Source organism: Pseudomonas sp. P8_229 (genome assembly GCF_034008635.1).
Classification (GTDB): Bacteria; Pseudomonadota; Gammaproteobacteria; order Pseudomonadales; family Pseudomonadaceae; genus Aquipseudomonas.
In genome coordinates this window covers 1212686-1226612 of record NZ_CP125378.1, presented here as the reverse complement: position 1 = coordinate 1226612, position 13927 = coordinate 1212686, and the positions used below count along the sequence as shown (strand labels likewise).

The window sequence follows — 13927 nt, the reverse complement described above, 5'->3', positions numbered from 1 at the left end:
CTCGCGATAGCGGTGTATCAGTGACATTTACTGTGACTGATACACCGCTATCGCGAGCAGGCTCACTCCTACAGTTGGTTTGTGGTGAAACTAAACTTTCAGCACCAGCTTGCCGAAATTCTCCCCGCTGAACAATTTCATCAGCGTCTCCGGAAAGGTCTCCAGGCCTTCGACGATGTCTTCCTTGCTCTTGAGCTGTCCCTTGGCCATCCAGCCGGCCATTTCCTGCGCCGCACTGGCGTACTGGGCGGCGTAGTCCATCACCACAAAACCTTCCATGCGTGCACGGTTGACCAGCAGTGACAGGTAGTTGGCCGGGCCTTTGACCGCCTCCTTGTTGTTGTACTGGCTGATGGCGCCGCAGATCACCACCCGGGCTTTCGGCGCCAGGCGGCTGAGCACCGCGTCGAGGATCTCGCCGCCAACGTTATCGAAGTACACGTCGACGCCTTTCGGGCACTCACGCTTGAGCCCGGCCAGAACGTCTTCGTGCTTGTAGTCGATGGCGCCGTCGAAGCCCAGTTCATCGATCAGGTATTTGCACTTGTCGGCACCGCCGGCGATGCCGACGACTCGGCAGCCTTTGATTTTGGCGATCTGCCCGGCAATGCTGCCCACCGCGCCGGCAGCCCCTGAAAGAACCACGGTGTCGCCAGCCTTCGGCGCGCCCACGTCGAGCAAGGCGAAGTAAGCCGTCATGCCGGTCATGCCCAGCGCGGACAGGTACACCGGCAGCGGCGCCAGTTTCGGATCGACCTTGTAGAAGCCTCTGGGCTCACCCAGGAAGTAATCCTGCACACCGAGGGCACCGTTGACGTAGTCGCCGACGGCAAAGCCCGGGTTGTTCGAGGCGATGACTTTGCCGACGCCCAGGGCGCGCATGACTTCACCGATTTCTACCGGCGGGATGTAGGACTTGCCCTCGTTCATCCAGCCGCGCATGGCCGGGTCGAGAGACAAGTACTCGTTCTTGACCAGGATCTGCCCTGTCGCAGGTTCGCCGACCGGTACTTCCTGGTAGGTGAAGGTCTCACGGGTGGCGGCGCCCACTGGGCGTCTGGCGAGCAGGAACTGGCGATTGGTCTGGGTGGTCATGGCAGGCACTCGAACTGAATGAAGCCTTGTTGATAGACCCTCGAGGCCAATGCTGCAAGGTTGGCTGATGCGGCGAATGCGCAATGATCCAGTGCAGTGATAGTCCCCCGGCGGGTTTTATCACTGCGACGGATGAAGGTATAAACAGCCTTCTGATAGTGCTGACGCGGGGCGGTGGCCGGTGGCTATGCTGCGATTCTGCAAATCCCTCCTGCATCTCTCCTTCGAGGACATAACAATGAGCATGACGTTTTCCGGTCAGGTTGCCGTAGTCACTGGCGCGGCCAACGGCATTGGCCGTGCGACCGCTCAGGCGTTCGCCGCCGAGGGCCTGAAAGTGGTGGTGGCCGACCTGGACGCGGCGGGGGGCGAGGGTACGGTGGCGCTGATTCGTACAGCTGGTGGCGAAGCGACCTTCGTGCGCTGCAACGTTACCGTTGAAAGCGAAGTGAAAAATCTGATGGACGAGGTGATCAATACCTACGGTCGTCTCGACTACGCCTTCAACAATGCCGGGATTGAAATCGAACAAGGCAAGCTGGCCGACGGCTCGATGGATGAGTTCGACGCGATCATGGGCGTCAACGTCAAAGGCGTCTGGTTGTGCATGAAATATCAGCTGCCGTTGCTGCTGGCCCAGGGCGGCGGGGCGATCGTCAACACCGCCTCGGTGGCGGGGCTTGGGGCGGCGCCGAAGATGAGTATCTATGCGGCATCCAAGCACGCGGTGATCGGCCTGACCAAGTCAGCGGCGATCGAATACGCGAAGAAGAAAATCCGCGTCAACGCGGTGTGCCCGGCGGTGATCGACACCGACATGTTCCGCCGTGCCTACGAGGCTGACCCGAAGAAAGGCGAGTTCGCCAACGCGATGCACCCGGTGGGGCGTATCGGCAAGGTCGAGGAAATTGCCAGCGCGGTGCTCTATCTGTGCAGTGATGGCGCGGCGTTTACCACCGGTCATTCCCTGGCCGTGGATGGTGGTGTCACTGCTTTCTGACGCTGTGCTGGATCAATTGAGAAAACCCGCCGCCTGCGTGCGGGTTTTTTTATGGCGGGCCGTCAGTTCCGTGTATTTGCTAAACAATGTGTATCAAACGGTTAGAACGGTCGCTTTTGACGGCGTTGTCGCACAGCCTGTACGGCGTGGCTGTGATTTACTGCCGCCAGCAAAACGGACAGGAGTTTGCGTGCTCATGGAATTGAGAATTGACCGACAGGCAATGGTGCCGGTCGTGCAGCAGATTGTTGATGGAATGACTGACTGGATCTTGCGCAGTGGCGTGGCGCCGAGCACGCGTCTGCCCTCCGTCAGGCAAATTGCGCGTTCCAATCTGCTCAGCCAGTCGTGTGTAGTCGAGGCCTGTGAGCGGCTTGTTGCCCAGGGCCTGCTGTCCGCGCGTCAGGGGTCGGGATTCATCGTGGCGGCGCGGCCAGGCGCTGGGTGCAGCAGGGGATTGGCAGCCATCGATGGCGGACAGGCGCAGGACCGGTTACAGCTCGGCGAGGGAGGCTTGCCACAAAGCTGGCGTGAGTCCGATGACCTGAGCTACGCGATCCGTCAGGTGGCCCGAACCGACATGGCGAGTCTGTTCAATTACAGCAGCCCGCTGGGGCTGCTGGCGCTGCGCGAGCAGATCGTCAAGCGTCTCAGGCTGATTGACATCCAGGCTCTCGATGAGCAGATCCTGACGACCTCCGGTGCCAGCCACGCACTGGATCTGCTGGTGCGCACGCTGCTCAAGGCCGGCGACTGTGTGGTGGTGGAAAATCCGGGCTATGTATGCACCGCTGTTCGAACTGTTGCGCCTGCACGGTGTGCAGTTGCTGGAAGTGCGGCGCACCCCGAGCGGGCCGGATCCCCAGGCGCTGGAGGCATTGTTGCGGCAATTCCGGCCGGTCGCGATGTTCATCAACAGTCATCATCACAACCCCACCGGTTCCTGCCTGACCCCGGCCGTGGCGCAACAGATCCTGCAGCTGTGTATCGTTCATGATGTGCAACTGATCGAAGACGATGTCTACGCTGACCTGCACAATGGCAACGGTATTCGCTTGGCGGCACTCGATGAACGCGTCATCTACGTCGGTAGTTTTTCCAAGACGCTGAGCAGCTCGTTGCGCGTCGGCTTCATTTGCGCCGAGTACCCGCTGATTGCGCGTCTGGCCCGGGTCAAGATGATCAGCAGCATGGGCGCGTCGAGTTTCAATGAGGCGGTGCTGGCCAGCCTTCTGGCCAGTGGCGCGTATCGCAAAATGGTCCAGCGCCAGCGTCAGCGCCTGAATACCGATCGGGTCGCCGCGTTGCAGGCGCTGGAAGACGCCGATTGGGAAGTGTTCGGCAAACCCTGTGGCGGGCTGTTCATCTGGGCCCGTTCACCGCTGAGCGATCCGGCCCGATTGCAGCGTCAGGCGCAGAGCAGTGGCGTGCGCCTGTGCGCCCCGGGGGCTTTCAGCCCGAATGGCGAAGCCGGTGAGTGGCAGCGGATCAATGTGACCTATGCTTGTGATCCGCGGGCCCGGCAATTTTTTCGCAGTACCCGTGCCAATCGACCTCAAACGTTCTGAAAACGACGCGGGCGTAGCTTTTTGCCATTATTCCGACGCCAGAGACTTGTGCTGCTCCATGGCCGTTGCGAATCTTCGTCAACAGACTTTGGCAGAGGACTACGCGCAATGATTTCGGCCGTGCAAGGACGTTTTGCCAACCTCGGTATGGCGAAAAAACTGGGTGTCGGGTTTGTCCTGGTGCTGCTGTTGACCGCGCTGGTAGCCGCCATCGGTGTCTGGTCCCTGCAGACCATCAGTCAACGTTTCGACGGGCTGAAACAGATGTCGGCGCTCAACAGCGCGTTGCTCAAGGTGCGGCTGCTGGAGCAGGACTATGCGCTGCACAGCAACCCGAAAACCGTCGATGCCTTGCACGAGGGCGTGGACGGCTTGCTGGCTCTGGCCGGGCAACTCAAGGCGCAGACACCGGCGAACGTGACGGTGATGAGCGATGTCGAGCAGTCACTGGGCGCCTATCGCAAGGCGTTCGACGAGTTCGTCTCGCTGACCCAGGCCAAGGATCTGGCGCTGGAAATGGCCAGTTGGTCGGTGTCCAGCGTGGCCAACAACCTGGACGTGCTGCAAGCCGGGTTGGCTGATGATGGCGCGTATACCTTGAAGGACACCGAAGGCAAGGACGGCGCGCAGTTCATCGAACAGGCCAGCCAGGTCAGCCAAGTGTCGCGGCTGATGTTGCAGGCGATGAACGAGGCGCGGATTCGTCTCGACCAGAGCCGCAAGGGCGATGCCGACAGTGCCGGCAAGGGCAATATCGAACAGGCCGCTCAGGCCCAGGCTCAGGCCGAGCAGTTGAAGACCACGGTCAAGGATGAGGGCTACCTGACAGTCCTCAATGAAGTGTCCGGGCACATCGCCGGTTTCAACGACAAACTGGCCGAATACACCGGCCTGCTGGCTCAGGAAAAAACCGTCTACGAACAGTTGCACCAGCGTGCGGCGCAGGTCATGGCGCGTGTCGATCAAGCGTATGTTGCTGAGGACGGCGCGATGCAGGCGGAGCTGAAAAAGAACTCGGTGTTGATCGTCGGCTCCTCCGCGCTGGCGTTGCTGGTGGGGCTGATTGCCGCGTGGGTCATTACGCGGTTGATCGTCGCGCCGTTGCGCAGTGTGATGCGGGTTGCGCAGCAGATTGCCGCCGGGGACTTGAGTGCGCGGGTCGAAGTGACTCGTCGTGATGAAATCGGCCAGTTGATGCTGGCGATGCAGCAGATGGGCACCGGGCTGAGCACGATCGTCAGCGGTTTGCAGGCGGGCATCGAACAACTGGCCAGTTCTGCGCAATCGCTGTCGGCGGTGACCGAGCAGACCAATCTGGAAGTCAGCAGCCAGAAGGAAGAAACCGATCAGGTGGCCACGGCCATGAACCAGATGACCGCCACCGTGCATGACGTGGCGCGTAATGCCGAGGAGGCTGCGCTGGCCGCGCAAACGGCGGATGGCAAGGTCGAGAGCGGGCAGCAGGTGGTGCGCCAGAGCATGGCGCGGATCGAGCAGTTGGCGGATTCGGCGACTTCGGCGAGTTCCAGCATCGAGAGCCTCAGTGCCGAGATTCAGAATATCGGTACGGTGCTCGAGGTGATCAAGAGTGTGGCCGAGCAGACCAATCTGTTGGCGCTCAACGCGGCGATCGAGGCGGCGCGGGCCGGGGAGCAGGGCAGGGGTTTTGCGGTGGTGGCCGATGAGGTGCGCGCGTTGGCGCGGCGTACGCAGCAATCGACTGAAGAGATCGAGCGGCTGGTCAGTGCGCTGCGCGCGGCGGCGCATTCGTCGGTGCAGCAGATTCAGAGCAGTGGTGAACTGGTGAAGCTTGCCGTCAGTGATGCGCTGCAGACGGAGAGTGCGTTGGGGAGTATTGCGGCGGCGGTGTCGTTGATTCAGCAGATGAATCAGCAGATTGCGGCGGCGGCCGAAGAGCAGAGTTCGGTGGCTGAGGAGATTAATCGCAGTGTGACGAGTATTCGTGCGAGTGCTGATCAGTCTTCGATTGCGATGCGGGGGAATGCGGTTTCGAGTATTGAGCTGGCGCGGTTGGGGGGGGAACTTAAGGGGATGGTTGGGCATTTTCGGCTTTGAGCCTTGAGTCTTGGCGGCCTGTGGGCCGACCAGGTTCTTGGGTTTGGGGTGAATATCCGTTGGTTGGGGTGCTGCTGCTGGCGGTTTCGCCCTTACGGCGAGTCACTTTTTCAGACGCCAAAAAGTAACCAAAACGCTGGGCCCCGGCGTACGGCCCTCGCTTAGGCTCGGGTTCCTTCGCTCCGGGATCCATCCGGGGGCATCGCCTACGGTTTGCTTCGCTGCACCTCCTCTCGATGTGTTTGGCTTCGCCAAACGGTCGCTGCGCTCCCACCCCCGGATGAACCCCTCCACTCAGCCTGCCGATGGGGCCTGCAGATCAAGAGCTGCAGCCGAGCTAGCGCTCATCCTGTTGAGTGGTGAGAAGCGGATGCGGGCTGCTTTTTCTTTCTGGAGCGAGCCTGCTCGCGATGGCGGCCTACGAGCCGACCAGAGTCTAACCGACTACACCCGATCCAATTGTGGGAGCGAGCCTGCTCGCGAAGACGGCCTGACAGCCGATCAATTTCTGACTGAATGCACCCGATGCCTTGCTGTGGGAGCCAACCACCAACAAAAAAGCCACCTCTCCGGTGGCTTCTCTCTACCTATCGACCATCAGTCGTAGATCACTTTCTTTTTCCAGTCCGCATCGGCTTCGACTTCCTTGAGGCCTTCGGTCAATTGGTTCACTTCGCCTTCGACCGGTGCAATCTTGTCCATGACCTGGGCGTTGGCGCGGGCCAGGAGTTTTTCCAGATATTGCAGCTGTTCCGAATACATCTTGGGATCCTGCTGTTTGCGCAGGTATTGCACACCGCGTTCGAACGCAAGGCGGGCCTGGCCCGGTTGGTTTTGTTGCAGGGATTGTTGGCCGAGGTTGTTAAAGAACTCGATGTGCAGCAGCACCAGAATATGGCGGACTTCCTTGATCCACTGTTTGGCTTCGTTCGGTGGCAGGAAGCCGTCATGGGCGGCGCGGGTGATCTGGCCGTGCAGGGCTTCGAGCAGGAAGCGTACGTCCTTGGCTTTGGCTTCGGTGAGGATCGGTGCCGGCGGGTTGTTGACCGGTATCGATTGGCCTTGGGCTACCAGTGCGCTCAGTTCGGTGATGCGTGCCTTGGTGGTGGGGCTGGTTTTTTCCAGGTTCAGCAGGCGCTGGCAGACGTTCAGTTCCAGACGGGTCAGCAGCAGCTTGAGCGCAGGCGTCATGAACTGGCCGGGAAAGGTCTCGGTCAGTTCGCCGCAGCGGCGCAAGCGGTCGTTGAGTTCGATTTTGGTGCGGGCCTTCTCCAGTTTGTTGTTTTCCACCACATGGTTCATGTAGCCAATGGCGATCAGAATTGCGATCCCGGCTATGACAAGCAGGGTGATCATGAGTGGTGTCACCGGTAAGACCTCTTTATAGGGTTCACATGCGAGTGTAGTGGCTGGGCATTTATGCGCCTAGCGCCGCTCGACGAGTTGGATCGGCAGGTGCAATCTGTATCGGCCGCATGCTGCTTATATGAATGCTGGCGCTTGATGTGCAGATTGCCATCACTGTGTTGTGGACTATAACGTCTTGGCGAGTGGCGGAATATAGGCGTCAATCGTCGGGCGACGGAAAACCCCGATTGCTCCTGTAAAGCAGATCGAAGTCATTGATTTAAATAAATTTATATCAGGGGGTTGACGACCTCTCAATCCATCCATAGAATGCGCGCCACTTGCAGCGTAAAGCACACAGCGGAGCGCAGTGGGGAGTGAATGTTGTAGCGTGTCCCCTTCGTCTAGTGGCCTAGGACACCGCCCTTTCACGGCGGTAACAGGGGTTCGAGTCCCCTAGGGGACGCCAATGCGGGAATAGCTCAGTTGGTAGAGCACGACCTTGCCAAGGTCGGGGTCGCGAGTTCGAGTCTCGTTTCCCGCTCCAATTTTAAACAGCACTGCCTTCGGGCGGGGCTGAGTGAAACCAGAACCAAGTCTTCGGATGCGGATCTGGACACCGAAACACACACCATGTGTTCCGGGTAGCGTGTCCCCTTCGTCTAGTGGCCTAGGACACCGCCCTTTCACGGCGGTAACAGGGGTTCGAGTCCCCTAGGGGACGCCATTTGCGGGAATAGCTCAGTTGGTAGAGCACGACCTTGCCAAGGTCGGGGTCGCGAGTTCGAGTCTCGTTTCCCGCTCCAAATTCAAAAACGCCGCTCAGTGATGAGCGGCGTTTTGTTTCCAAACGGCGCTGCTTTTGGGCAGAGCCGAGTGAAACCAGAGTCAAGTCTTCGGATGCGGATCTGGACACCGAAACACACACCATGTGTTCCGGGTAGCGTGTCCCCTTCGTCTAGTGGCCTAGGACACCGCCCTTTCACGGCGGTAACAGGGGTTCGAGTCCCCTAGGGGACGCCATTGCGGGAATAGCTCAGTTGGTAGAGCACGACCTTGCCAAGGTCGGGGTCGCGAGTTCGAGTCTCGTTTCCCGCTCCAATTTTACAAAAACGCCGATCAGTGATGATCGGCGTTTTTGTTTGTGCGCAAGTTGTCGCGCAACAAAAAAGGACCTTCGGGTCCTTTTTTGTTTTCACGTATTCATCAGAGTTTCGGCAGTTGGCCGACACGTCCCATCATTTCAGTGACGATCTGCAGGTCCAGCAGGAACTGGTCAACCGTCTTGAACTCGCCGTCGGTGTGACCGGTGTATTTGACTTCAGGTCGGGCCAGGCCGAATTGCACGCCGTTCGGCAGTTCATGCACCGAGGTCGCGCCGGCCGAGGTGCCGAACTCGTGCTTCATGCCCAGGTTCTCACTGGCCACCGCCAGCAGCGCTTTGACCCATTCGCCTTCCGGATTGCGGTACATCGGTTCGGCGATCGAGTAGGTGAAGTCCACGGCTACATGGGATTTCTTGCTCCAGGCTGCGAGCTTGTCAGCGATTTCCTTCTTCAGGACTTCCGGGGACTTGCCCTTCGGCACGCGCAGGTTGACCGCCAGCTTGAAGGCTTTGTCGTCGACGCCCACGTAGGTCAGCGAAGTGGTCAGCGGGCCCATGAACGAATCAGAGAAGCCGACACCGAGTTTTTTGCCCAGATAATCCAGGCCCCAGTTGGTGGACGCATAACGTGCAGCATCGGTGATCTGGTTGTGCTTGAGCGCCACCTTGCCGTCGAGGCTGTTGATGAAGTCGAGCATGCGTGCGACCGGGTTGACGCCGGACTCGGGTTCGGAGGAGTGCGCGGACACACCGGTGACGCTCAATTTGACGTCTTTGTCGTCAACCTTGGCCGCGATTTCGAAGTCGCCGCCGTGTTTTTTGGCATATTCGCTGCCGGCTTTCTGCAGGCTTGCGGCCAGTTGCTCAGGCTTGTCGGTGACGAGAGTGGCAACCGAAACCGATGGAATCTGGTTGGTCGCCAGGCCGCCGGTCATCGAGATGATTTCCGCGCCGCTGCCTTCACCTTTGCGCAGCGGGAAGTTGGCCATGACCGTGCCGTAGCCTTTTTCGGCGATGACCACCGGGTAGCCGCCGTCCAGCGCCATGTTGTAGTTCGGCGTCGGGTTGTGTTCGAAGTAGTACGGGATCGCGTCGCCGGTGGTTTCTTCAGTGGTGTCCACCAGCAGTTTGAAATTGCGTGCCAGTGGCAGCTTCTCTTCCTTGATCACTTTCATCGCGTACATGGCGACGACGATGCCGTTCTTGTCGTCTTCGGTGCCGCGACCGTACATGCGGTCGCCGATCAGCGTGACTTTGAACGGATCGAGTTTGGTGCCGTCTTTCAGTACCCAGTTTTCCGGGGTGACCGGCACCACGTCGGCATGCGCGTGAATACCCACGACTTCGTCGCCGCTGCCGTCCAGGGAGATTTCATAGACGCGGTTGTCGACGTTGCGGAACTTCAGGTTGAACGATTCGGCCAGGTTCTTGATCTTTTCGGCGATCTTGATGAACTCGGGATTGTCGTGCTGGGCCACACCTTCTTTCTGGAAGGTCGGGATTTCCACCAGTTCGCGCAGGGTTTCCAGTGCAGCCTTGCCGTATTTCACGCGGGTGTAGATGCCCAGCAGGCGGTAGATCTCGTTCTGCTGTTCAGCGCTCGGGGTCTTGTTGTCGAGAAAGGCATTGATCGCCGGGCCGAGGTTGTCGGTTTTACCCAGGTCGCTCTTGCCTACGGCACCCAGAAACTGGCGGAAATCGGTGACGCTCGCATCATCGAAGCTCTTGAGAATGGCTGCGCTCTGTTGCGGGGTGATGTTGGCCTGTGCGGGCAGGGTGAACGCAGAAAAGCTGGCCAGGATCAGGCTGGTCGCCGCCAGGCGCTTGAGAGAAAAATTCATTGCAGTGGGCATTCCTTTGCAGGCAGTTGATTGAGGTGTGTTTCAAAGATGAAACAAATCTTTTCCAAACTAACACCGTGAGGGTGTTGAAGGGGAGCCCGGGAAGTGGGATGCGTCGCACAGAAATGCAAAAGCGACGCACAAACGAAAAAGGCCCGAGCGGGATGACCGTTCGGGCCTTGTTCTATAAGGCAGTTTTACATCGACAAGACCAGTCGTCCGGCGAACAGAATCAGGATCACCCCCATGCTGCGTTCAAACCAATGGCCCATGCGCATAAACAGGTTCCGCACCCGGCTGCTGGAAAAAAACAGCGCGACGATCACGAACCACAGCGCATTGACGAAGCACATCCACACCCCGTACAGCGCCTGAATGTTCAGCGGCGTGCTGGCGCTGATGATCGTGGTGAAGATCGCCAGGAAAAACAGCGTGGCCTTGGGGTTCGTGGCATTGGTCAGAAAACCGGTGCTGAACGCCTTGAACAGCGACTGCTCGACCAGCGGCTCCTCCGTGCTCTGCTCGCCCTCAAGCGTGGTTTTCGGCTTGCTGCGAATCAGGCAGATGCCGAGGTAAAAGATGTAGGCGCCCCCGACGACCTTGGCCACCGTCAGCAACCATGGCGTGGTGTGCATCAAGGCGCCGACCCCAAGCAGGGTATACAACACATGCACGGAAATACCCGCCCCGATGCCCAGTGCTGTGCAAATGCCTACCAGTCGACCGAAGCGTACGCTTTGGCGGATGGTGACGGCGAAATCCGGGCCGGGAGCGACCACGGCCAGAAAGTGGATGGTGGCCAGCGCCAGAAACTCGCCCAGGTAGTTCGATAACATCTCAGCTCCAGAAGGTCAGGGGTGAAGCATTGCCGCGATAGCCGACAAAGAAGGAAAGGCTCAGTCGCGGATCTGCCACACCGGGGGTCACCGAGTGCATGCAACGCGAATTGAACATGATGAAATCGCCTGGCTCCGGCCGCACTTCAAGGGTCGGCGGGCCGAGCAGTGCCGGGTCGATGCCGTAACTGTCGCCGCGCATCTCGTCGAACTGATCCGGGGTAATGTCGTCGTCCCACACCTGCAGCGCACCGCCCTCGGTCGGCATGTTCAGGTACACGTTGCAGGCGAACTGCGCCTCCAGGCTGCGGGCCTGAAAGCTGTCCGGCGCATCCTTGGCAAAAATGTCGTGATGGGCCAGGAAGCACACGCCGGGTTTGACTACCCGCGACAGGCCGACATACATCTTGCGGCCATAGAGGTTTTCCAGATGGGCGCCGGCCGGCCATGATTCGTCGAGCATGCAGCGCAGGGTGTCGATCGGTGAGGAGTAGGGCGCACAACGGTTGCGCAGTTCGGCGATGTTGCTGGTGGCACGCTCGAAATAATCCTCGATCAGCAGCGGCTGGTTTTCCGCCTCGTAAAACGCCATACCGATGCGGCCGATGCTCGGCGCGTTGATATAACCTTCGAATCCCGGAGCAAGAATTTTGTCGCCAATCTGGATCGCCAGCGGTTCGGGCAAAAAGCCTTTGACGCGGATGGCGAGGACATCTTCGTTGGCCAGTTTTTTTATGCACGTCTCATCGAGACGCTCGACGTCTAGCATCATTGTTTTTAGGTCCATCTATCGATAGTCAACGGAACCTGCGAGTGCGGTTCCCCCAGCGTCGGACGTTGCGCTAGGGCAACGTCCGAAATGCTCAATCCACGCTGTAGTGGACGGATAACGTGCCTTTCTTCTGCGAAAGTGACGCGATCGTGACTGTGCCCAAATCCTTCAGGCTGCGTACATGGGTGCCACCACAGCCATAGGCTGGCAGCTCGCCAAAGCCGATTTCCCGCGCGCCCTCGCGCAGCGAGGTCAGGCGCGGCAGATCGTGTTCGATCCACTGACCGATACCGTATTGAACGGTCGGCGCATCGACTTCCTGCGCGGCATCACCTGGTTTGAACTGCACCCGGCCTTCGTCAGGCCAGTGGTGTGCCTTGATCGGTGTCCAGCCCATGGCCTGTACGAAGTGCCCGATCAGATGCCCAGCCGAATGCATGCGAGTGTTGAAGCTGCGACGCTGTTCATCGACGTGAATACAGGTCATGCCGAGTTTTACCGGACAGTCGACGTAATGGACGATCCGGTCTGGTTCCTGCACCACGCGCAGCACTTGGCTTTCGCCGATCCAGCCGGTGTCGCAGGGCTGACCTCCGCCTTGCGGATGAAACAGAGTGGCGCGCAACACCACGGCAAATTCGTTCTCGTGGGGCGTGCAGTCGAGGACTTCCACATTAGCCTTGAGGTCATCACTATGGAAAAAGAGGCGAAGCGTCATATTCCATGCCCTTATTAAAGTTTCTTTTTTTATTATATGAATCGTGCAATAACGTGATAATCCGTTCAAACATCAAAGGACTTGTGCGCTGTGAGCATCAATCTCCCGCTGCCACTGCTCGGTGAAATGGCGATTTTCGTCAAGGTCGTGGAGACCGGCAGCTTTTCCGAGGCCGCCCGCCAGCTGGGTTCTTCGCCGTCAGCGATCAGTCGTAGCATTTCTCGCCTGGAAAAGGCGCTGGCTACGCGTTTGCTGCAGCGCACCACACGCAAACTACGCCTGAGTGACGGTGGTGAAGAAGTGTTCAAGCGCTGTCAGGAGATGGTCAGCGCTGCCAAGTCAGTGATGGAGATCAGCGGCCAGTTCACCCATGAGGCGGAAGGGCTGGTGCGGGTCAGCGTGCCGAAAGCGGTCGGGCGTTTTGTGATTCATCCACACATGCCCGAGTTTCTGCGGCGTTATCCCAAGGTCGATGTCGAGTTGCTGTTGGAAGACCGGCAGGTTGATCTGATCGACGATCATGTTGATCTGGCGATTCGTATCACTGACAGTCCGCCAGCCGGACTGGTCGGGCGTCAGTTGCTGACCATCGATCATTTGCTCTGCGCTACGCCGCAATACCTGGCCGAACACGGCACACCGACGCATCCGCATGACTTGCTCAATCACAGCTGCATTTATCTGGGTGAAACCCCAAGCGATGCGCGCTGGAAATTCAAGAAGGGCAGTAAAGCAGTGACCGTCGGCGTGCGTGGCCGCTATGCCGCCAACCATACCGGCGTGCGGTTGGGGGCGGTATTGCAGCACATCGGCATCGGCAGCCTGCCGTATTTCACCGCGCGTTATGCGCTTGAGCAGAAGCTGATTGTGCAGGTGTTGCCGGAGTGGACGTTCCTGGCTTCGTACCACGGTGGACTGTGGTTGCTGCACTCACCAACGCGCTATCTGCCACCGAAGTTGCGGGTGTTCATCGATTATCTGGTGGAGTGCCTGGAGAAGGAGCCGACGTTGAGCAAGCCGGGCAGGGCGGGGGCGCCAAACAACCTGGCGATGGCGTACGAGCTGCCTGAAAGCGAAGGATTGCTGTAATAGCAGCACAATAAAAAGGCCCGCATGGATCACCATGCGGGCCTTTTCATTACCAGGAGAAAATCAGTGCTTGCTGTCTTGTGCAGACATCGCCAACAGCTGTTTTTCCTGATTCCAGTCGAACGGTTCATCATTCTGTTCGGCGTCGTAGCGACGTTCTTCCAGCGCCTGATACAGGTCGATTTCTTCATCGGACAGGTAGTGCAGGCAGTCACCCGCGAAGAACCACAGCAGATCCCGTGGGATCAGATGGGCGATTTGCGGATAGCGGGTGATCACTTGGGTCAGGATATCCTGGCCCAGATACTGGCTTTCGATCGGATCGATCGGCAGGGACGCCAGCAGTTCGTCGAAACGCTCCAGGAACAAGGCATGGCTCTCTTCGGGAACCTGTTCGGCCTCACCTACGGCGACCAGAATACTGCGCAGGTGGTCGAGTAACACAAGATGATCGGCAACGACGTTGGACACGAGATAAGT

The 13927-nt window shown here is 59.0% G+C and carries 10 protein-coding genes, 6 tRNA genes and 2 pseudogenes; 11 read left to right on the top strand and 7 right to left on the bottom strand.

All coding sequences use genetic code 11. The features are described from left to right. Positions 1–90 precede the first annotated feature (90 nt). A complete protein-coding gene (locus QMK55_RS05480; protein ID WP_320328812.1) occupies positions 91–1095 on the bottom strand; it encodes an NADP-dependent oxidoreductase in 1005 nt (334 codons plus the stop codon). Positions 1096–1333: 238 nt separating this feature from the next. Here QMK55_RS05480 and QMK55_RS05475 point away from each other — a divergent pair, with 238 nt between their 5' ends. From QMK55_RS05475 to QMK55_RS28545, 4 genes and pseudogenes are all read left to right on the top strand, one after another. Continuing rightward, complete coding sequence (locus QMK55_RS05475) at positions 1334–2095, top strand: SDR family oxidoreductase (RefSeq protein ID WP_041073750.1); 762 nt, start codon at positions 1334–1336, stop codon at positions 2093–2095. Between the two features lie 196 nt (positions 2096–2291). After that, a pseudogene (locus tag QMK55_RS05470) lies at positions 2292–3663 on the top strand (PLP-dependent aminotransferase family protein). Between the two features lie 108 nt (positions 3664–3771). Then, a pseudogene (locus tag QMK55_RS28550) lies at positions 3772–4830 on the top strand (methyl-accepting chemotaxis protein); the annotation flags it as partial. 27 nt (positions 4831–4857) lie between these two features. After that, positions 4858–5739 (top strand): methyl-accepting chemotaxis protein, encoded by an 882-nt coding sequence (locus QMK55_RS28545; protein ID WP_371859115.1) that lies wholly within the window; start codon positions 4858–4860, stop codon positions 5737–5739. Positions 5740–6336: 597 nt separating this feature from the next. Here the strand turns inward: QMK55_RS28545 and QMK55_RS05460 are convergent. Further along, entirely contained in the window at positions 6337–7095 is a 759-nt protein-coding gene (locus QMK55_RS05460; RefSeq protein WP_178082179.1) for a hypothetical protein, read from the bottom strand. A gap of 384 nt (positions 7096–7479) precedes the next feature. On the opposite strand from QMK55_RS05460, the gene QMK55_RS05455 reads away from it, so the two are divergent. The 6 genes from QMK55_RS05455 to QMK55_RS05430 all read left to right on the top strand — a co-directional run bounded on the left by QMK55_RS05455 (position 7480) and on the right by QMK55_RS05430 (position 8187). Beyond that, positions 7480–7555 (top strand) — tRNA-Glu (locus QMK55_RS05455). 2 nt (positions 7556–7557) lie between these two features. Next, positions 7558–7633, top strand: a tRNA-Gly gene (locus QMK55_RS05450). Between the two features lie 104 nt (positions 7634–7737). Beyond that, positions 7738–7813, top strand: a tRNA-Glu gene (locus QMK55_RS05445). 3 nt (positions 7814–7816) lie between these two features. Next, a tRNA-Gly gene (locus tag QMK55_RS05440) sits at positions 7817–7892 on the top strand. A gap of 141 nt (positions 7893–8033) precedes the next feature. After that, positions 8034–8109: transfer RNA gene (locus QMK55_RS05435), tRNA-Glu, on the top strand. 2 nt (positions 8110–8111) lie between these two features. After that, positions 8112–8187 (top strand) — tRNA-Gly (locus QMK55_RS05430). A gap of 105 nt (positions 8188–8292) precedes the next feature. On the opposite strand, the gene QMK55_RS05425 is transcribed toward QMK55_RS05430, so the two are convergent. The 4 genes from QMK55_RS05425 to QMK55_RS05410 form a co-directional block, all read right to left on the bottom strand. Beyond that, entirely contained in the window at positions 8293–10032 is a 1740-nt protein-coding gene (locus QMK55_RS05425; RefSeq protein WP_320328810.1) for a dipeptidase, read from the bottom strand. A gap of 197 nt (positions 10033–10229) precedes the next feature. Further along, a complete protein-coding gene (locus QMK55_RS05420) occupies positions 10230–10868 on the bottom strand; it encodes a LysE family translocator (RefSeq protein ID WP_102355380.1) in 639 nt (212 codons plus the stop codon). A gap of 1 nt (position 10869) precedes the next feature. After that, entirely contained in the window at positions 10870–11640 is a 771-nt protein-coding gene (locus QMK55_RS05415) for a 2OG-Fe(II) oxygenase (RefSeq protein ID WP_320328809.1), read from the bottom strand. Positions 11641–11731: 91 nt separating this feature from the next. Further along, a complete protein-coding gene (locus QMK55_RS05410) occupies positions 11732–12358 on the bottom strand; it encodes a hypothetical protein (protein ID WP_102355381.1) in 627 nt (208 codons plus the stop codon). A 90-nt stretch (positions 12359–12448) separates the two neighbouring features. Here QMK55_RS05410 and QMK55_RS05405 point away from each other — a divergent pair, with 90 nt between their 5' ends. Then, a complete protein-coding gene (locus QMK55_RS05405; RefSeq protein WP_102355382.1) occupies positions 12449–13447 on the top strand; it encodes a LysR family transcriptional regulator in 999 nt (332 codons plus the stop codon). A 63-nt stretch (positions 13448–13510) separates the two neighbouring features. On the opposite strand, the gene QMK55_RS05400 is transcribed toward QMK55_RS05405, so the two are convergent. Beyond that, on the bottom strand, positions 13511–13918 hold the full coding sequence (locus QMK55_RS05400; RefSeq protein ID WP_042610681.1) for a PA2817 family protein: 408 nt from the start codon (positions 13916–13918) through the stop codon (positions 13511–13513). Positions 13919–13927 lie beyond the last annotated feature (9 nt).